Below are 22109 nucleotides of genomic sequence, written 5' to 3'. Positions count from 1 at the left end.
AAAAAAGCTGTATTTATTTCATCACATTTGTATTATTAGCAAGATAATCTCGCATCCACTCTCTTCCCATGTTTAGAAGTTCAGTGATGTCAAAATTCCAAAGAATCACATTCCCAATATGATCGTTTACAGCTAAAGTTTTACCATCAGGACTAAAACTAATATATGCAAATTTATTTTTGCCACCTTTTAGAGTGTGAATTTCTCTACCTGTCACACTCCAGATTTTAATGATACCTTGTATATCAGCAGAAGCGAGGAATTCATTATTGGGACTAAACGAAAGACTACGAATAGGTGCTTTATGTCCACTAAGATTGATTGGGATATCTTCTGCGATTCTCCAAATTTTCACACTTTGATCAAATCCTCCGGTAGCAATCATTTTACCATCAGGACTAAAACCAACAACGTATATATCTGCCGTATGCCCAGGCAATTTTTTGATTAATTTTTTGTCTACAGTATTCCACAAATTCAGAAATTTATCTTGTCCAACTGAAGCCAAGATGTGATCACAAGGACTAAAAGCAATCCCATAAATCATCCAAGGATACTGAAAAGTCTTGACGTAATCGCCTTGTATTGTCCAAACTTGGATATGGTTATTTTTATCAAAAAAAGCAAAGCTGTTTTTGTCTGCACAAAAACTAATATTAGCAACAGACGAATTAGGAGTTTTAATTACCTGCTTGATTTCTCCATCCACTGACCAAATTCTCACACTATCGCTGCTAACAGAAATTAAATTTTTTCCAGTAAAATCAAAAGATAAATGAGATAATGCGGTTGTATGACCTTTGAGTTTGATACATAACTGATGTGTTTGATAATTCCAAATATTGATAGTGCAATCTTTACTAGCAGTGGCAACTAATTGATTATCAGGGGCAAAAGCAATACAGGTAACGACTTGAGTATGGCCAGCCAGAGATTTAGGTTGAATACCTTGTAAATTCCAGAGTTTAGAGCTAGCGTCTTTACTAGCACTTGCCAGTTTTGTACCATCAGCACTAAAAGCTACACTGGTGACAACATCTCGATGAGCATTAAATGTTTTTAACAAATTGCCATCAAGATCCCAAATTTTGATAGTTTTATCTGAACTAGCAGAAGCAAGTTTAGTAGCATCGGGACTAAAACACACTTGCCAAACGCGATCGCTATGACCTTCCAATATTTTTAAGCACTCTCCTGTATAATTCCAAAGCTTGACAGTCTTATCACGACTGGCCGTAGCAATCATTTGCCCATAAGGAGAAAAACATACATCTTCAATAAAACTGCGATGGGCATCAATTTCTTTTAATAAAGCACCATTGATACTCCAAAAGCTCAGTTTACAGTCTGCACCACCAGAAATAATTTGATTGCCATCTGGGCTAAAAGCAATACAGTTAATCCAGCGTTGATGTGAACTTTTTAATACATTTAATAAACAGCCATCAATAACACGCCAAATCCGAATAGTTCCATCTTCACTACAAGTAGCAATTAAATCGTTATTTGGACTAAAACAAACATCTAAAACAGCACCTTTATGCCCGGAAAGCATGACAAATGGTTGCTCAAAAAAGATATTTTTCTGTGTTTTATCTCGATGCCAAATGCGAACTATCGAGTCCCGAGAAGCAGTAGCAACAAATTTGCCATCAGAACTAAAACTAACACTGCGAATAATTGTTTTAGATACAAATAAATTTTGCAATAATTTACCTTCTATACTCCAGATATAGACAATTCCATCATTGCCAGCAAAAATAATATAATCATTAGTAGGACTAAAAACAATAGTATTTAACTCACTATAATTACCTTCTAAACGGTTTTGTTCATGAATAGCATAAATAGCTTGTTGTAATGCAGTAATTAAATGTAACCGAGAATCAGAACGAATTTGGGTTAATTGCTCTAAATCTTGCAACTGTTGACCAGCAGCTAAAGCATCAAGCAAAGCTTCAAAAATTTGATGAGAAATAAAAAATGCTTTAGAGGATGCACTTTTGAGAACGATTTCCGTTTCTATCAAACTTTGTTCAATCTTGAGTTCAGCCAGTTTCTTAGCCGTTAATAAAATTTTATTAGCTTTTTTTTGGGCATAGAGAGCCACTTGAGCCTCTTGATTTTCTAATTTTTGACTAGCAGCCAAAAACTGATAATCTAGTTCACTCAAACTTTTACCTTCAGCCCAACTTTGAGCATCATATAATGCTTGTCCTCGTAACAAACGTGACTCATCTTGAAACTTCGATATGACCCACATATTTAACGTATCCGCATAAGGACGTAGTTTTCCTAATGCTTCGGCTAACCATTCTTGATTAAAAACTTCAGCATAGATGCGGTTATAAACTGTTAAGTTCTTAGAGGATGTTTCTCGAATTAATCCTGTTAATAACAAATCCATCCGATCAAATTTGTCATTATTGGCAATTTCTCCTTGTTCTAAAACTTTCTGATATAGGCCTAGCAAGCGTCCTGTCTTTTGTTCTTGACTATAAAACAATCTATCTCGAATTGTTTTCAAATGTTCTGGACTATCTTGAGCTTCCCAATTATCAATTATTTTCGTTGTGACTAAATTCTCCAGCCATTTAACTTCTTGCCCATCAAGAACTGCTGCTTCAGAATGTAGGATTAATTTACACAGTTTTTGTGTTAAAAATGGTTGCCCTCCAGTCCAGTTAAGGATTGCTTGAATTAAAGATTGCGGATTATTAGTTTTAATTGCCAAGCCTTGCATTAATGGTTGGCATTCATGCAGTTGAAATCCCTTTAATTTAATGAGACGACCAATATTAAACGGTGTAGTTTGTTTATTGCTAATTAAATCTGATGGAGTTGCTACTCCTAAAAGTACAAAGGTTAATCGCCGATAATCTTTCCGTTCTGCTCGGCGGTTAAAACATTCTCGAATCAGCGCAAAAAACTCATCCATCTTAAATGGTAAACTCAAAATACTATCAATTTCATCAATAAAGATGACAATATTTTGAGTAATTGATGCGAGTAAAACTTCTTCTAAAAAAGTAGCAAATCTTTGGACGTAAGATAATAGACTATTTTCTGCCCACCAACTATTTAAATTGAAATTACGTCGCAGTCCTAGTGGTTGAGCAATATTTTTAATCATACCTGCGTACCATTGCTCTGATGTAATCTCGCAAGTGCCAATTCTTGTAATATCAACAGCTACACAAACTATGCCATCTGCCTGTAATCTTTGCATTGTCTGAACACGTAAACTAGACTTACCCATTTGTCTAGAGTTGAGTACATAACAAAACTCTCCAGCTTTTAATGCTTGGTAAAGTTCTTCATCAGCTTGTCGTCGCACATAAGTTAGCGCATCAATAGGAAGACTACCACCAACTTGATAATCAAAAGGAGAATTAATTACAGACACGTTAAATTACTCCTAATCTCTCTTGAAAATATCGGCGATAAAGATTGCACAGAGGACTGACGGCATTACCTTCATAGCGTACTAACCCCATACTGGCAAGTTTAAAAGCATCTGCTGTTTTGATAGAAAGTGGTTGATTAACAGCTAATACTTGCTTGAAAACAGAAATAAGCGTCGGATTTTCTTCTAAGTTATAGAGATGGCGACGTAAATGTTCTCCAAATAACCAGCCTTCAGTTGGAGCAATTTCTGTGAGTGATGCTAGCGGTACTCCATTTTTGATAATTTGATACAATGCCATTCGCAATAAGTAAGGATGTCCATTGACCAACTCCATCAATTGATCTATTTTTGACTCTGACCAGTTCATCCCATGCTTTTGAATTAATTCCATAACCTGTGTGCGTGTAAAAGGAAATAATTCAATAGGAACCCCGACATTAAAAGGTGACTGGTTAATATTCAGGGGGATATAAACTTCTTTGGAATGGATAATTACCATTCGCAGATTTTGCCAAACAGGATTTATTTTGGCTTCTTCATGCCAAGCGCGTAATAGTCCAAAAAAGTCATTAGCAATTTCTGGGTGCTTAAATAATTCATCAACTTCATCTAAGCACAATAACAAAGGACAATTAAGATTTTCTAGTAAAAATAACTCGAAGTAATCTGTACATTTATCATTACTACTCATCGGCCCTTGCCAATAGTCTTTTAATTGGTCTGGCAAATTTAATTTGCGAGTTATTCGAGCACAAAACCAATACAAAAATTGTTCAAGACTGGCAATAACTTGCCCACCCGCAGATTGTAAGTTTAATGATACGGCACGATAATTGTGATTGATTGCATGATGAAGAATTCTGAGCATTAAGGAAGATTTGCCCATTTGACGAGGTGCTTTAATCCGAATAAGTGCGCCTGGTTTGAGAATTGTCTCGTAACAACGAGTTTCATTAGGAGGACGTTCAATATATAAGCGTGAGTCTAAAGGGACTTGTCCTTCTGGGTCATCGATATCTAATAAATTTATCTCTGGCTGGGAATCGTCACTAACAGAGGAATTAATATTGTTATGTAAAGGAATTTCGCTTGGATGAATCACAGTTGAGACTGAATTAGAAGTGGTTAATTTGTGATTTCTAACTTCAGATTCAACATATGCCGAAGAGGAATAAATTAAACTATTTGTAGTTTGTTTACCAGTTATTAAGACAGGTGTTAGTTGCTCAGAAATTCCTGCCATTTGAATGCTCACACATCCTGATTTATAAGCATATTCAATCGAACGACCTGCACCTAAAGCATCATAAAAACCGATCGCAAATTCCAATGCTGCTTGGTCGCCAACAGCTTGATTCATCCCAATCACATACTTGATATATTGGGCGATTGCATTTGCTTGTACCTCTGAATAACAGGCGTTTAAGACTACGCACTCTACTTGGTCGGCACACAATTCAAACATTCCAGCGAGCGCTTCTGTACTGACAAGTTGAGCTTGGCCTGTAACATCTTCTAAAACTAATCCTTCTTCACCTGAACCATGACCAGAAAAATGAACAATTTGTGGTTCATTGTCTTGTAATGCCTTACGCATATCTCTAGGACGAACGGCCCATTGTTGCTTTAGTTCAAATTGCTCTCGATGTTTAGAGCTTTTTAAAGCGTTATCTATTTCTCGAATTTCTTCATCTAGACGTAGTTTTGTTGAGTTTCTGGGGTTAGAAGCTAAAATCAGAATTTTTTTTACTTGCGTATTCATACGTAAAGCTTTTGCTTAACTGTTGAAGTTGTTACCCATACTAATTCAAGAAATTTGAATTTTACAAAAAGGATTCTTCAACCTGAAACAATTAACACAAAAGCTTGATTTAAAAACCAACTGTTGTGCGCTTTTACGAAAAATCTCTCTCTATATGGGAAGAGAAATGATAAATTCTGTTCCTGCACCCAGAACAGAATTGACAGTGATTTTACCACCGTGTTTTTCTGCGACAATTTGCTTTGCTATAGCTAATCCTAAACCTGTACCTTTACCGACAGCTTTAGTAGTAAATAAATGGTCAAATATCTTTTGTTGTATCTCTGCACTCATCCCCTTACCGTTATCAGCAATGGAGATGTTCACGGATTGAGCGGCTATTGATGTGGTAATTGTAATTTGGTTAGGATGAGCTTGAATTGATTCAAAACTCTTGCCATGATTCGATTCATCTAATGCGTCAATGGCATTCGCCAAAATATTCATAAATACCTGATTTAATTGCCCAGGGAAACATTCAATTTGGGGTAAATCCCCGTAGTTAGTGATTACTGCAATTGCCGGACGTTGTTCGTTGGCTTTGAGACGATGTTTGAGAATTAAAATTGTGCTATCAATGCCTTCGTGAAGATTAAATGGGACTTTGTAATCTCGGTCAGCACGGGAGAAAGTGCGGAGGGAAGTGCTGATATTTTTTAATCTATCGCAAGCCATGACCATTGCATTCATCATCTTTGGCAAGTCTTCTAAGCTATAATCTAAGTCAATTTCTGACTCGTGGTCTTGAATTTTATCACTCTTGTCTGGAAAAGTTTCTTGATACAATTTGATGTGTTCACTCAATTCGACGATTGTTGGTTTAGCTTGTTTGAGAGTTGCCGCAATAAATCCTAAAGGATTATTCATTTCGTGAGCGACACCAGCAACTAAGTTACCCAAAGCGGACATCTTTTCACTTTGAACTATCTGCAATTGTGCATTTTGCAAATCAGTGAATGCTTGCTCTAACTTTTGGGCATATTCTTGAGCAGATTCATAAAGTCGAGCATTTTCTAGAGAGATGGCAGCTTGAGCGCAGATGAGGTAGAGTATTTCGATGCGATCGCTCGTAAAAGCTCCCTTTGTTAATTTATTTTCTAGATATAAAATCCCCAATAATTTGCCTTGATGCAAAATCGGGCTGCATAAAATACTTTTCGGCTGTTGATGGATAATGTATGGGTCGTTGGCTAAGGTAGTATCTGCGGTTGCATCTAATAAGACAACAGTTTGTTGACTGTTCTTGACTTTGTAAATCAGCTTATGGGGAATATCCTGACTGTCTTCAACCTGAAGGTTCTGCAATACTACTGGGTTTGTTCCCTGGGTAATTGAGCCTTTAATTATCAGACGATCATCTCGCAACAACATTAACACGCATTTATCAGCCCCAGCATTTTCAATGATGATGGAAAGTAACGAGAAAAGTAGTTTGTCTAGTTCGATTGCACCGGAGATAGCCTGAGATGCTTTGAGAATTGCTTTTAAATCTAGAGTATCTGAGACACTGCTGCTAGAACTTGAAGAACTGGTAGATGTGACAGTTCCCAAGCTGATGATAGTTTCATTAGTAGAAACAACCGAACGGCTTTGCTTTAATATTGGCGCAAGTAATTGGGGATAGCGTTTTTCTAAGTCTGCAACTTTGGCTTTTGCTCCCCAATGGGCATAACAGTAATATGCTTCTTGCATATAAAGAGCGGCAAATTTCTCTTTCCCCCAACTCCAGTAAAATTTGGCGGCTAATTCGTTGGCGAGGGCTTCTTCTTGAAGATAGCCATTTTCTTTAGCACCAGCGATCGCCTTGTCGTATAATTCAATTGCATCAAGAAAGCAGCCTAAAACGCGCTGTTGCTCTGCTTGCACCAGATAGAACTTATGGGCGTAGTTCATGGGTGCATACTGCATCCAAACTCGGTACTTATCTTGATTAGCAGCGACTTTTTCCAGTAAAGCCGCTTGCTCAGACTGATTAGCTTGTTGGAAGTACGCCAGTCTAGCCAAGGAATCATACAAATAAAGGATAGGGATCATATACATCCCTACAACACCAACGATGTATTGCTCAGTTAGCACACTCCATTTAATGGCGGTGGAATAATCACCAAACAGATAGGACAGTATCAGTTTATTGAGATAAATGGCGTTGAGTAGTGTATTATCATCTTGAACTAATGTGTAGTCATCTTGTTCTAGAGAAATCGTAGCGGGATTGTCCGTGGGGTCAATTTTGCCGCCGAAACTCTTTGTCTGCCAAGTTTTGCCTTGCAGTTTCAAAATAGATTCATAGAATACTATGTGCCAGTTGAGGGATTTTATCTGCTTGAGGGTTTTTTCGATAATTGGATAATAGGTTGCCATCATTTGTTCCATCTCCCCAAGTTCTGTTCCTGCAAAATAGGAGTGGTAACAATGCAGAGTGGCATTATAACTAGCAAATTCTAAATCGCCAGTTTCCAGTCCACTTTGATAACCTTCCAGGAGGGGATTAATCGTGTCTCGCAAGTGTGAGTGCCACGCTTTGATGTGACCATAAAATGCTTGAAATACCCGACCTTTTAATGCTTTGGCATCCAGTTTTTCTAGCAAATCGATACTAAGTTGACCAAAATCAAAGCCTAAATCAAAATCATTAAAGGCACAGAAGGCCATAAATCCACAGAGGCTATAAGCAACGGTAGTAAATTCGGTATTGCCATGTTTAATAGCTAGTTCTACCTGTTTGAATGTTGCTAGGCTGAGGAGATTGGTGTTGGTACAAAAGATAGCCGGAATTGTACTAGTAATAATTCGTGCCGCCGCCGAGTGACTATTTGAATTTTGATTAATCGGTAAATCGAGTAATCCAGCAACGGTGAGATTATTGGCTGTCAGAAACGATTTCATCGTTTCATAGCCTTGCTGTACATCTACTAAAGTTGGGTTTTTGGGAAACTCCACACCCAGGAGCTTGAGAAAATCCAAGGCAATATTCACAGATTCTTTCAGCTTGTGCTGTGAGATGAGTGCCTGAATTTTCAGTTCACTCACTTTCACGGTGTCAAGTACCGTTTTGGCGTGGTCTAAAACTATTTGTACATAGGTTTCTGTTTCTCTGAATTCACAATTGAGAAGATAAGCTGATGCCAACTCCTGGTAAAGTGCCAAGGCTAGATCGTATTGTTCTGTCCAACAGTTTGGCAAGAGCAGTTTGCAGCCAATTCCCAAGTATTCAACCGCCGCAGAGTAGGCTGTGGAGTAAATAGCTTTTTTCCCAGCTACTAGATTGAGCCGTGCTAATTCGTCGCGTTGAGTTGGAGTATCTAATAGCTCAATACCGATGTTGAGTTGGTTGACTATCGCAAAAATCTTTTCTTCCCGAAGTTCTGACGGTGTGTTCTTGAGTAATAATCGCCCAATGGTCAGATGTGTGATTTGTTTTGTATCTTCAGCAATCAATGAGTGTGCTGCTTGTTGTACTCGGTCATGTAAAAATTTGTAATTAACAGTTTGTTGATGATTTTCCAATGTATTTGAGGTAATTTTTTGACCGACATAAAACTTATAAATATCACCTATCGGTAAAACTAATCCTTCTTGTAATGCTTTCCACAATGCAGATGCCACTTCAATTTCGGATTGCTCAGAAACAATCGCTAAAGTTGCTAAATCAAACGAGTTACCAATACAAGCAGCTAATTGCAATACTTCTTGGGTTGAGGGCGGTAATTTACGTAATTGCAAGCTCATAAAAGCCACAATATCATCTGTAACAGCTTGCATTTTTACTTGGGAAATATCACATTGCCAACAGCTTAAATCAAAATCAAATTGAATCAGTTCATCTTGATGCAGTGCTTTGAGAAATTGGCTTGCAAAAAATGGATTACCTTGAGTTTTTTGATAGATTAATACAGAAAGATTCCAGGCTAAATCTTCTGGACATTTGAGTGTATCAGCAACTAATTTATTGACTTGTACTTGAGTGAGTGGTGCTAAAGTAATTGTGTTTATTGTTGCTTGTGTTTTTTGAATGTCATTTAAGGTTAATAATAAGGGATGTCCAGGATAGACTTCATTATCACGATAGGCTCCAATAATAAAAAGATAACCAGTATCAGCCATTAATAGCTGCATTAATTTGAGTGATGCGGAATCTGCCCATTGCAAATCATCTAAAAATATGACTAAGGGATGTTCAGGGGTTGTAAAGATTTGGGTGAATCTTTGAAATAATAAATTAAAGCGATTTTGGGCGGCTGTTCCTGATAGTTCTACGGCTACTGGTTGTTTGCCAATAATGTTTTCCAATTCGGGGATGACTTCAATGATTACTTGACCATTGTCACCCACAGCTTCTAAGATTTTATTTTTCCATTCTTGAATCTGTACATCGCTTTCGGTCAATAATTGCCCCATTAAATCACGAAAGGCTTGGACAAATGCACTAAAGGGAATATTCCTTTGAAATTGGTCATATTTACCTTTGATAAAATAACCACGTTGTCTAACAATGGGTTTATGCACTTCGTTGACAACGGCGGTCTTCCCAATTCCAGAGAAACCAGCGACAAGCATCATTTCTGTTGTACCCTGGCTGACTCTCTCAAAGGCTTCTAGGAGGGTTTGAACTTCCTTATCTCGTCCATAAAGTTTATCAGGAATGATAAAGCGATCGCACACATCCCTAGTAGCAATTTCAAATTCTTCAATCTGACCAGTTTCTCTTAGTTGATTTAGACATTTTTCTAAATCATATTTCAATCCTAATGCACTTTTATATCTATTTTCAGCATTTTTCGCCATCAACTTGCTGACGATTTTTGAGATAACCAAGGGGATAGCTGGATTAATTTCATGTATGGATAGGGGAATTTTGGCAATATGAGAATGTACCAATTCCATCACATCAGTTGATGAAAATGGTAACTTGCTTGTGAGTAATTCATAAAAAGTTATACCAAGAGAATAAAAATCTGTGCGATAGTCAATCCCACGATTCATTCTCCCTGTCTGTTCTGGAGAAATATAAGCTAATGTTCCTTCTAAAATACAGGGATTAACTAAGGTTTGGATTTCTCTAGGTAGAAGAGATGCAATACTAAAGTCGATTAGTTTAATTTCTTTAGTTTCAGGGTTAATTAAGATATTGCTGGGTTTAATATCTTTGTGGATAATTCTCTCATGATAGAGTAAGTTGAGAATGTCACACAGAGCGATCGCTATTTCTAAAAACTCTTCTAGAGATGGTAAAATTTTACCAATTATCCACTCCTTGAGAGAAATTCCGCCAAAGTCTTCCATAACTAACATATAGCCATTTTGGAATGATTCGAGGCTATAAGTGTGAATAATCAGAGGTGAGTTGAGATTTTTGCCAATGGTGTATTGATTGCGAAATAACAACAGTTCGCTGAAGCTGGGATAAGGATTTTTCAGCAGTTTGATAACTACTGGTGTTGAGTCCTTTTCTCTAACTGCGCGATAAACGAGTGTTCGGGAGCCATTATAGAGTTGTTCGCTGATGCGATATCCAGGAATCTTTAAAAGAGTGTAAATCATAATTCTTAACTCTTTAAATATTTTGATTCATTATTCGCAGATGATCAACTTTACTCTATAATTGCATGAAATTTTACACGGGCAGTTGGATGATAAATTCTGTCCCTTCACCTAGAGCAGAATTGACTGTGATTTGACCACCGTGCTTTTCTGCGACAATTTGCTTTGCTATAGCCAACCCTAAGCCTGTACCTTTACCGACAGCTTTAGTAGTAAATAAATGGTCAAATATCTTTTGTTGTATCTCTGCACTCATCCCCTTACCATTATCAGCAATGGAGATTTTCACGGATTGAGCGGCTATTGATGTGGTAATTGTAATTTGGTTAGGATGAGCTTGAATTGATTCAAAACTCTTGCCATGATTCGATTCATCTAATGCGTCAATGGCATTCGCCAAAATATTCATAAATACCTGATTTAATTGCCCAGGGAAACATTCAATTTGGGGTAAATCCCCGTAGTTAGTGATTACTGCAATTGCCGGACGTTGTTCGTTAGCTTTGAGACGATGTTTGAGAATTAAAATTGTGCTATCAATGCCTTCGTGAAGATTAAATGGCACTTTGTAATCTTTATCAGCACGGGAGAAAGTGCGTAGAGAAGTGCTGATATTTTTTAATCTATCACAAGCCATTGTCATAGAATCAAGCATTTTGGGCAGGTCTTCTATGGTATAATATAAATCAATTTCTGATTCATGGTCGAGGATTTCTGAACTCTTATCGCTAAAGGTTTCTTGATAGATTTTCAAATGTTCGATAATATCAGCGCAGGTGGGTTTAGCTTGTTTGAGAGTGGCTGCAATAAAGCCCAAAGGGTTATTCATTTCGTGGGCAACACCAGCGACTAAATTACCCAAGGCAGACATTTTCTCGCTTTGAATTATTTGTAAATTCGCTTGTTGCAAAGCTAATTCAGCTTGTTTGCGTTCACTGATATCTAACATTATGCAATCCCAAACAAAACTTCCATCAGCAAGTTTGCGGATGTAGCCTTCTGCCTGAACCCACTTGACAGTTCCAGAAGGTGTTAAAATTCTACCTGACCATTGGCCAGAAGTCAGAGTTGTAATTGCGCTTCCTAGTGCTTGTTGGAAAGTCACAATATCTTCTGGATGAACTATATCAATGAGAGTTTGGACATTAGTATTTATTTGCTGAGGTGGTATTTCCCATAATTTATAACAGCCTGCACTGATATAAGGTAAAGATTGTTCACCATTAGTAGACAAATGGACTTGATAAACAGCCCCAGGAAGATTATCTACCAAGTTATGAAAGCTAGACTTGCTGGCGCTCAATTCGTCAAGCGATCGCTCTAATTTTTGGCTATATTCCTGAGAACGTTCATAAAGTTGGGCATTTTCTAGGGAAATGGCGGTTTGGGCGCAGATGAGGTTGAGTAGTTCGATGCGTTCGCTGGTAAACGCTCCCTTTGCTAAATTATTTTCCAGATATAAAATGCCCAGTAATTTACCTTGATGCAAAATCGGGTTGCACAAGATACTTTGAGGCTGCTGACGGATAATATATGGGTCGTTATTTAAAGTGGTATCTGCGGTTGCATCCAACAACACTACAGTCTGTTGGTTATTTTTGACTTTGTAAATTAGTTTGAGGGGAATATCTTGACTGTCTTCAATGGCAAGATTTTGCAACACAACTGGTTGTGTTCCTTGGGTAGTTGCGCCTTGAATTAGTAAATGATTTTCGTCTAAAAGCATTAACACGCATTTATCAGCCCCAGCAGTTTCAATGATGATGGAAAGTAATGATGCAAGTAGTTTGTCCAGTTCGATTTCACCAGAGATTGTCTGAGATGCTTTGAGAATTGCTTTGAAATCGAGAGTATCGGAGACGCTGCTGCTGGATGTACCCGAACTAGTAGATGTCACAGTCCCCAAGGCGAAGATAGTTTCGTTAGTTGAAAGAGGTGAACGGCTTTGCTGTAATATGGGTGCAAGCAATTGGGGATAGCGTTTTTCTAAGTCGGCGACTTTGGCTTTTCCACCCCAACGGGCATAACAATAATAGGCTTCAATCATGTATTCTTGGGCTATACGCTGTTTGCCCCAATCTAGATAGAATTTTGCGGCTAGTTCGTTGGCTAATGCTTCTTCTTGGATATATTCCTCGGCTTTAGCTTGAGAAATGGCGCGATCGTAATATTCAATTGCTTCCGCTTTATTGCCAAAAATCCGTTGTCGTTCTGCTTCAACTAAATACCATTTATGGAGATGATTCATGGGTGCAAAATGCGCCCACTGTTGCAACGTGGTTTGATGGGTTTCAACCAAGGCAAGAAATTCATCTAGTTCTGACTCTGGCTGTCTAGACAACAGTGCCAAATGCGTCAGGGCTGTATAGAAATGAAACATGGGAATAAAAATCATCCCTGATACTGCCATTAAATACTGTTTGGCTTGGGTGTTATATTCTAGGGCAGAGGTGTAGTTACCAAAAAAGTATGCCAGCATCAGTTTGTAAGTGTAAGCAATAGCGATCGCGGTGAGATCCTTGTCTTGATAATGCTTAGGAATCATCACCGTTTCATCATAGGCACTGCCAACTAAACAATCTGACAGAATCCGGGTTTCCTTCAAGTTATGTACAGTCTGCTGCATCATATCCAAATAAGTCAGGGCAGAATTTTGTTTTATCTGCACTAAGACAGCCCTGTAATCTGCTATTTCGGGTTCCCAAATATCCAGTTCTATCCCAGCAAAAAGTTTGGCAATAAAGTAATTGAGCGAGTTGTAGCCAGCGTTGAGAAAATCACCAGTCTCTATACCAATTACATAGCCATCTTTCATCGTCAGCGTTGTTACCCTGAGAGATTCCCGATGATGTTGAACCCAGGCTGAAAACAGCAGTAGAACTTTAGATTTGAATTCCCCGACATTAAATTGATCGAGCAAATTTATTGCTAATCGCCCAAAGCTATAGCCTGTTTTCACTTCTCCCAAAAAGGCACACAACACCATACCGTGAATCATATACCCCACAGTCGATCCTGGTGTATTCCCAAACTGAAGTGATAAACTTACCATCGTTGCACTCAGTATGGGCAGTAATCCTGGCATTGCCTGTAGAATCGGCGAAAATAATGTTCCTAAGAGTTGCATAGATGCCTGAGTATGGCGATCAGTCATTACAGGTAGATTGACTAATTCTTCAATCTCTCTACCGCGTTGAAGGTTAGCTAGGGTTTCTAGGGCTTTGCTAATTTTGGCTTCGTCAGGTGCTGTGGGGAGTTCAAGCCCCAATTGAGATAGGGCATCTCTTCCTACTGCAATGGCTTCTAATATCTTGCCCTGAGATGTCTGAGCGACGATTTGAATTTGGTATATTTTGATTTTGTCTAAAATTGTCTCAGCTTCTTTTAACGCCAGTGCTGCTATTTTCTCCATGTCATCAAAATCTGCATTCAAATAGGCAACTTCGGTAGCAGCAATATGAAGATTCATCGTCAATTCATACTGATCTTGCCAGCAGTTGACTGTCAGTAAATCAATCCCTGTTTGTAAATAGACTCTAGCTGCAACATAAGCTGTAGAATTTCTAGCTTTCTGTCCAGCTTTTAAGTTAAGTTGGGCTAGTGCTTCCCGTTCTTGCGGTTGGGTAATTAGCTCAATTCCTTGGTTTAAATGCCTGACAATATCAAACAGTTTTTCTTCCAGTTCTACTTCCGAGGAACTGTGCAGTAGTAATTGTCCAATTTTCAGGTGAGTTGCAAGTTTTTGGTCATCGGGAATCAAGGAATAAGCTGCTTGTTGAATGCGATCGTGGAAAAATTTGTATGTAACAATCTCTTGATTTTCTGGTGTACTGACTAGAGTTTCTTGCCCAACATAAAACTTATAAATATTACCAATTGGTAAAATCAACCGTTCTTGTAATGCTTTCCATAAAGCAGCAGCAGTCTCAATTTGGGATTGTTCTGAAACAATAGCCAAAGTGGATAGATCGAATTGATTACCAATATAAGCAGCCAACTGCAATACATTTTGAGTTGCTTGTGGCAGTTTTTTCAATTGAAATGCCATAAAAACCACAACGTCATCTGTAACTGCTTGAGTCCTCACCTGTATAATGTCACATTGCCAGCAGGCTAACTCAACATCAAATTTAATCAGTTCTTCTTGATGTAATGCTTGGAGAAATTGTGCGGTAAAAAATGGATTTCCCTGAGCTTTTTGATGTATCAATACTGAAAGTTCCCATACCATTTCTTCTGGACATTTGAGGGTATCAGCAACTAGCTGATTGACTTGTGATTGACTGAGTGCTGCTAAAGTAACTGTGTTAATTGTTGCTTGTGTTTTCTGGATATCACTCAAAGTCAACATTAAGGTATGTCCAGGACTGACTTCGTTATCACGGTACGCACCAATGATGAAAAGATATTTGGTATCAGCCATTAATAGCTGCATCAACTTGAATGATGCCGAATCAGACCATTGCAAATCATCTAAAAATATGACTAAAGGATGTTCTTTAGTTGTAAAGACTTGGGTGAATTTTTGAAATAATAAATTAAATCTATTTTCTGCGGCTGTTCCTGATAATTCTACTGCTACTGGTTGTTTGCCAATAATTATTTCTAATTCGGGGATGACTTCAATAATTACCTGTCCATTGTCACCAACAGCTTCTAATATTTTATGTTTCCATTTCTGAATTTGGACATCGCTTTCGGTTAATAATTGACCCATTAAATCGCGGAATGCTTGGACAAACGCACTAAAGGGAATATTCCTTTGAAACTGGTCATATTTCCCTTTAATAAAGTAACCGCGTTGTCTGACAATGGGTTTATGTACTTCGTTAACAACCGCAGTTTTACCAATTCCCGAAAACCCAGCTACCAGCATCATTTCGGTTGCGCCAAGGCTGACTCTCTCAAATGCTTCTAGGAGGGTTTGAACTTCTGTTTCTCTGCCATAGAGTTTATCAGGAATGATGAAGCGATCGCACAAATCTCTTTGTCCAATCTCAAAGCTTTGGATTTCGCCAATTTCTTTTAGTTGATTTAGACAGTTTTCTAAATCAAATTTCAATCCCAACGCACTCTGATATCTATCCTCAGCATTTTTCGCCATCAATTTACTGACGATTTTTGAGATAACTGAAGGGATATCTGGGTTAATTTCATTTACTAAAGGTGCTGTTTTCGCAATATGAGAATGTACCAATTCCATCGCATCCTGAGATGCAAAAGGTAACTCATGTGTCAGTAATTCATAGAAAGTCACACCCAAAGAATAAAAATCAGTACGATAGTCAATCCCGCGATTCATTCTCCCTGTCTGTTCGGGAGAGATATAAGCGAGTGTTCCTTCTAAAACATTGGGATTAACTAAGATTTGGGTTTCTCTGGGTAATAATGATGCAATACTAAAGTCGATTAATTTAACTTGTTTAGTTTGGGGGTTAATTAATATATTGCTGGGTTTGATATCTTTATGAATAATTCGCTCGTGGTAGAGTAAGTCTAGGATGTCACAGAGTGCGATCGCTATCAATAAAAATTCTGCTAAAAATGTATAACTCTGATTTTTGATAACATAATCCTTGAGAGAAATTCCCCCAAAGTCTTGCATAACTAACATATAGCCATTTTGCAAGGGTTCAAGGCTATAGGTTTGAATAATCAGAGGTGAGTTGAGATTTTTGCCAATGGTGTATTGATTGCGAAATAATAAGAGTTCGCTAAAACTAGGATAGGGATTTTTCAGCAGTTTAATCACTACTGGTAGTGAGTCACTTTCTCTAACTGCGCGATAAACCAGTGTTCTCGAACCATTGTAGAGTTCTTCACTAATGCGATATCCGGGAATACTGACAAGGTTGCTCACCATATTGCGCTCATTTTCATGATTTCTCAATCTAGTATTCCCAGAGACATAAATTGATCTTTAAAGGTAAAGCTAAAATTTACACAGGAATTTCAATAATAAATTCAGTACCTTTTCCTGGTGTGGAAATACAACTTAACTTACCCCGATGTTTTTCTACGACAATCGAATAACTAGTTGACAGTCCCAAGCCAGTACCGCTACCTACAGGTTTGGTAGTAAAGAATGGATTAAATATATGATTTTGTATCGACTGACTCATCCCTACACCGTTATCTGCAATGCGAATAAGGAGAGTTTTGACTTGTGTTAATTCTGTCTGAATTTTAATAGTTGGTTGGCAAATTTTATCTGATATTTCTAAGGCATCAATAGCATTATTGATGATATTCATAAACACTTGATTGAGAGCCGCAGCATAACAATTAACTAAAGGTAATAACCCATATTGTTTGATGACTACAATTTCTGGACGTTTACTATTACTCTGAAGTCGATGCTGCAAAATTAACAATGTACTTTCTAGACCAGAGTGAATGTCTACTTCTTTGATTTCTGATTCATCTAACCGGGAAAAATTTCGTAGGGATATCACTATTTGACGGATACGTTCTGCTCCGCATTTCATGGAAGATAGCAGATTGGGTAAATCATTTAAGATAAATTCTAAGTCAATATCGGCGATTTTTTGCTCAATTTCTGGCAATACTTGGGGATACAATAACTGATATAAATGATTTAACTCAATTAAGGATTTGATATATTGATCTGTAGCTACTAAGTTGCCATAGATAAAATTAATCGGATTATTAATTTCATGGGCAATTCCCGCAACTAATTGTCCCAAACTGGACATTTTCTCAGCTTGAATGAGTTGGGCTTGAGTTGAGTAAAGTTGATTGAGTGTTGATTCTAGCTGAGTAGCTTTTACTGTTAATTGCTGGGTGCGTTCTGCTACTTTTTGTTCAAGAGTGTGGGAATAATCCGCTAATTGATAATATAGTTTGGCATTTTCTAGAGAAATTGCCGCTTGAGTGCAGAGTAAGTTGATTATTTCAATACGTTCGCTTGAAAATGCTCCCACTGTCACATTATTTTCTAAGTATAAAATGCCAATCAATTTGCCTTGGTTGAGGATTGGCGCACAGAAAATACTCTTGGGTGCATGGTGCAGAATATAAGGATCGGCAAGCAAAGTTGACTCGATTACAGCATTTTCCATAACAGCCGCAATTAGAGTGTTTTTAACTCGATTAATTAAGCTAACAGATACGATTTCCTCACAGGGCAGAGATTGTAAAATTATGGCTGGTTGTTGCAGTTGGGATAATGCTTCAATCACCCAAGAATCACCTTTTGGCATCAGTAATGCACATTTATCGGCTCCAGCATTTTCCTGGATGACTTGAAGTAAATTTGAGAGTAATTTCTCTAACTCAATTTCGCTGGAAAGTGATTGAAGTGCTTTGATAATAGTTGCTAAATCGAGAGCTTGTAAGATGTTGGAATGACTGAGTTGAGAACTTTGAATTGTGTGAGACGAGGTAGAAATGATTGTTTCTGTTGGTTTGAAAGTTGGTTGTTGTTTGTGCAGAATTGGTAGCAGTAATTGGGGATAGCGGCGTTCTAAATCGATGACTTTAGCTTTTGCCCCCCAACGGGAATAACAGTAATAAGCCTCAATCATGTAAGTTTGAGCAATTTTTGTTTTGCTCCAATCAAGATAAAATTTGGCAGCTAATTCGTTAGCTAAGGCTTCTTCGTTAAGAAATTGATTAGTTTTAGCCAGGGTAATAGCTTGTTCGTAATGCTCCATTGCCGCTAATTTATCACCCCTAACTCGCAATTTTTCTGCTTCTACTAAATGCCATTTGTGTAAATAATTTATGGGAGCATCTTGCGCCCACTGGTAGAGAATTTGTTGATGGCTTTCAACTTTAGTGAGTATTTCTTCTGGTGCTGTGGAAACAAGTGCTAAGTGGGTGAGAGCAGCATAGCAATGGAAAACGGGAACAAAAATCAATCCTGACGCTGCCATTAAACAGGACTGGACTTGGGTGATATACTCAAGGGCAGCTTGATAATTGCCAAAAAAGTAGGCAAGGAATAATTTATAGCTATAAACAAAGGCAAGTGCAGTCAGATCCTGATCCTGCTTGTGCTTTGGAAACATCACTGTTTCATCGTAGAAAATGCCAAGTAAGAGATCGGGTTGGCTCACAGTTGCTTGAAACTGCTCGACTGTTTGCTGTACCATCTGCAAGTACGTCAGTGCGGAATCTTGTTTCACCTGAACGAGAGCAGCATTGTAAGTAGGTAATTCCGCCGCTAAAGCATTCAATTCAGCACCAGCAAACAGCCCCGTCAAGGCATAACCTTCTATGCTGTAGCCCGCGTAGAGAAAATCACCACTTTCCATCCCCGCCATGTAGCTTTCTTTTTGAGTGACTTGCGTTATTGATAAGGCTTGTCGGCGATGTTGGATGAAAGCCCCAAATAGGTTGAGAGTGATGCACTTCATACCTTGAGCATTCAACTTCTCTAGTAAACAGAGGGATAATTTACCAAATTCATAACCGATTTCGACTTCGCCAAAAAAGGCACACATCACCATCCCATGAATTGCATAGCCAGGGATGGAAGCGGGAGTATTGCCAAACTCCAGCGATAAGCGTACCATCGTTGCGCCGAGAATGGGCATTAAACCAGGCATTCCCAGTAACACTGGTGGAAACAACATACTCAATATCTGCATTGCAGCTTGAGCTAATGGTTCACTCATTAGAGGTAAATCAATCAGTGTGGCAATTTCTCGGCTTTGGAGTTGCTCTTTGACGGCTGCTAAGGCTTTACTCATCTGAGTTTCGTTTACTTGGCTGGGTAATTCGACTCCCAGTTGGGCTAGAGCTTCTCTACCGACTGCGATCGCTGCTAATATTTGGCTACTAGCTGTGAGTGCAGCAATTTGAATTTCGTAGATTTTAACTCTGTCAACAATGCTCTGTGCCTGCTGCAATACTAAGACAGCCAGTTTTTCCATACCGTCAAAATCACCATTTAAATAACTGGCTTCTGTTGCAGCTATATACAAATTCAAAGCTAATTCATACTGACTTTGCCAACAATTAACCTCTAATAACTCAATGCCAATCTGAAAATACTCTCTAGCGGCGGTGTAAGCAGTGGAATGTCGGGCTTTATTCCCAGCTTTCAAGTTGAGTTTTGCTAAACCTTCTCGTTGTTGTAATTGATTAATTAATGCTTGTCCTTGGTTCAAATGTCCCACAATATCAAACAGTTTTTCTTCTCGTTCTATTTCTGAAGATTTTTGTAGAAGTAACTGGCCAATTTTCAGATGTGTTACTTGCTTTTTGTCATCAGGAATCAGGGAATAAGCTGCTTGTTGGACTCTGTCATGTAAAAAGCGATAAACTGGATTAGCTGCTGCATAATAACCCGATATATTATCAGGTTGAACAAATAATTTATAAATTTCCGTATTCGGAATAATCAGCCCTTCTTGCAATGCTTTCCACAAATCTGTTGCTGTTATTTCTGGTGTTTGTTCGGAAATAATTGCCAATGTATGTAAATCAAACTGCGCCCCAATACAAGCGGCTAACTTGAGAATATTTTGAGTTTGCTGGGGTAATTTCTGTAATTGGAGGGACATAAACTCCACTACATTATCGGTAATTGCTAAAGCTTTGATTTGAGCAATATCACACTGCCAATGGCGAAATACTAAATCAAAAGTGATTAGTCGCTCATTATTTAAGGCTTTGAGAAACTGGGTAGCAAAAAAAGGATTACCTTTGGTTTTTTGATAGATTAATTTTGTCAAAGGTTGAGCCAAGGATGATGCACAGTTTAGTGTATCTGCGACTAATTGGTTGAGATTGATTTCGCTTAATGGTTGGAGGATGATTTTATTAACTACTGCACCAGATGTTTCTAGCTCATCTACAGTTAAGATAAATGGGTGAGTTGCGGATACTTCATTATCCCGATATGCACCCAAGAGAAATAAATATTTTGTATCTTGCATTAACAGTTGTAACAATTTCAAAGATGCGGCATCTGCCCATTGCAAATCATCTAAAAATATGACTAAGGGATGTTCTTGATGGGTGAAAACTTGCACAAACTTTTGCAAGAGCAAATTAAATCTATTTTCGGCAGCAGTTCCCGATAGTTCTGTCGCTGGTGGTTGCTTGCCAATAATATTTTCCAACTCTGGAATTACGTCAATTAAAACTTGTCCATTTTCACCTATAACTTCCAGTATTTTTCTCTTCCAAGTTTGCAATTTTGCATCAGATTCTGAGAGTAAATTACCGATTAAGTCACGGAATGCTTGCACAACGGCACTGAAGGGAATATTCCGTTGAAATTGGTCATATTTGCCTTTGATAAAATAGCCGCGTTGGCGGACAATTGGTTTATGCACTTCGTTGACAACGGCTGTTTTACCAATTCCCGAAAAACCCGCTACAAGCATCATTTCGGTTGCGCCAAGGCTGACTCTCTCAAATGCTTGGAGTAGAGTTTTGACTTCGGTTTCTCTGCCATAAAGTTTATCAGGAATGATGAAGCGATCGCACACATCCCTACTAGCAATTTCAAAGTCTTTAATTTCACCAGTTTCTTTTAGCTGAGTTAAACATTTTTCTAAATCATATTTCAATCCCAACGCACTCTGATACCTGTCTTCAGCATTTTTCGCCATCAATTTACTGACGATTTTTGAGATAACAGAGGGGATTTGTCGATTGATTTCATCTATGAGTGGCGGAATTTTCACAATATGAGAATGTAGCAATTCCATCGCATCATTAGATGCAAATGGTAATTCTCCTATGAGTAATTCATAGAATGTCACACCCAAGGAATAAAAATCTGTGCGATAGTCAATCCCGCGATTCATTCTCCCTGTTTGTTCTGGAGATATATAAGCGAGTGTTCCTTCTAAAACATTGGGGTTAACTAAGGTTTGGGTTTCTCTGGGGAGGAGGGAAGCAATACTAAAGTCGATTAATTTAACTTGCTTAGTTTGGGGATTAATTAAGATATTGCTGGGTTTGATATCTTTATGAATAATTCTTTCTTGGTAGAGTAAATTGAGGATGTCGCATAGAGCGATCGCTATTAATAAAAATTCTGCTAAAAATGTATAACTCTGATTTTTGATAACATAATCCTTGAGAGAAATTCCCCCAAAGTCTTCCATAACTAACATATAGCCATTTTGGCATGATTCGAGGCTATAGGTTTGAATAATCAGAGGTGAGTTGAGATTTTTGCTAATGGTGTATTGATTGCGAAATAATAAGAGTTCGCTAAAACTAGGATAAGGATTTTTCAGTAGTTTGATCACTACTGACAGTGAGTCACTTTCTCTGACTGCACGATAAACCAGTGTTCTCGAACCATTATAGAGTTCTTCAGTAAGATTATATCCGGGAATACTAAAAAGGCTGCTCATCATCTTGCGCTCA

At 38.1% G+C, this 22109-nt stretch carries 5 protein-coding genes; all 5 read right to left on the bottom strand.

Going from position 1 to position 22109, the window contains the following annotated elements:
* Nucleotides 1-13: 13 nt before the first annotated feature.
* The 5 genes from H6G69_RS26395 to H6G69_RS26375 all read right to left on the bottom strand — a co-directional run bounded on the left by H6G69_RS26395 (nucleotide 14) and on the right by H6G69_RS26375 (nucleotide 22099).
* Nucleotides 14-3406, bottom strand: a complete 3393-nt coding sequence (locus H6G69_RS26395) for an AAA-like domain-containing protein (protein ID WP_190692085.1) — start codon at nucleotides 3404-3406, stop codon at nucleotides 14-16.
* Between the two features lies 1 nt (nucleotide 3407).
* Nucleotides 3408-5171 carry an AAA-like domain-containing protein gene (locus tag H6G69_RS26390; protein ID WP_190692084.1) on the bottom strand — a complete coding sequence of 588 codons (1764 nt, stop codon included), beginning with the start codon at nucleotides 5169-5171 and terminating at the stop codon, nucleotides 3408-3410.
* A 150-nt stretch (nucleotides 5172-5321) separates the two neighbouring features.
* On the bottom strand, nucleotides 5322-10751 hold the full coding sequence (locus tag H6G69_RS26385; RefSeq protein ID WP_190692083.1) for an ATP-binding sensor histidine kinase: 5430 nt from the start codon (nucleotides 10749-10751) through the stop codon (nucleotides 5322-5324).
* A 73-nt stretch (nucleotides 10752-10824) separates the two neighbouring features.
* Nucleotides 10825-16614: an ATP-binding sensor histidine kinase gene (locus tag H6G69_RS26380; protein WP_190692082.1), complete on the bottom strand. Its 5790-nt coding sequence runs from the start codon at nucleotides 16612-16614 to the stop codon at nucleotides 10825-10827.
* 76 nt (nucleotides 16615-16690) lie between these two features.
* Nucleotides 16691-22099: an ATP-binding sensor histidine kinase gene (locus tag H6G69_RS26375; RefSeq protein WP_190692081.1), complete on the bottom strand. Its 5409-nt coding sequence runs from the start codon at nucleotides 22097-22099 to the stop codon at nucleotides 16691-16693.
* Nucleotides 22100-22109: the final 10 nt, after the last annotated feature.

Source organism: Nostoc sp. FACHB-110, from assembly GCF_014697425.1.
Taxonomy (GTDB): Bacteria; Cyanobacteriota; Cyanobacteriia; order Cyanobacteriales; family Nostocaceae; genus Nostoc_B.
Note: the sequence above shows the minus strand (reverse complement) of the source record. Positions and strands in the feature narration are given on the sequence as shown.

Coding starts and splice junctions, on each gene's coding strand:
- H6G69_RS26390 (WP_190692084.1), bottom strand. CDS start 5,171: ATGAATACGCAAGTAAAAAAAATTCTGATTTTAGCTTCTAACCCCAGA.
- H6G69_RS26385 (WP_190692083.1), bottom strand. CDS start 10,751: ATGATTTACACTCTTTTAAAGATTCCTGGATATCGCATCAGCGAACAA.
- H6G69_RS26380 (WP_190692082.1), bottom strand. CDS start 16,614: ATGGTGAGCAACCTTGTCAGTATTCCCGGATATCGCATTAGTGAAGAA.
- H6G69_RS26375 (WP_190692081.1), bottom strand. CDS start 22,099: ATGATGAGCAGCCTTTTTAGTATTCCCGGATATAATCTTACTGAAGAA.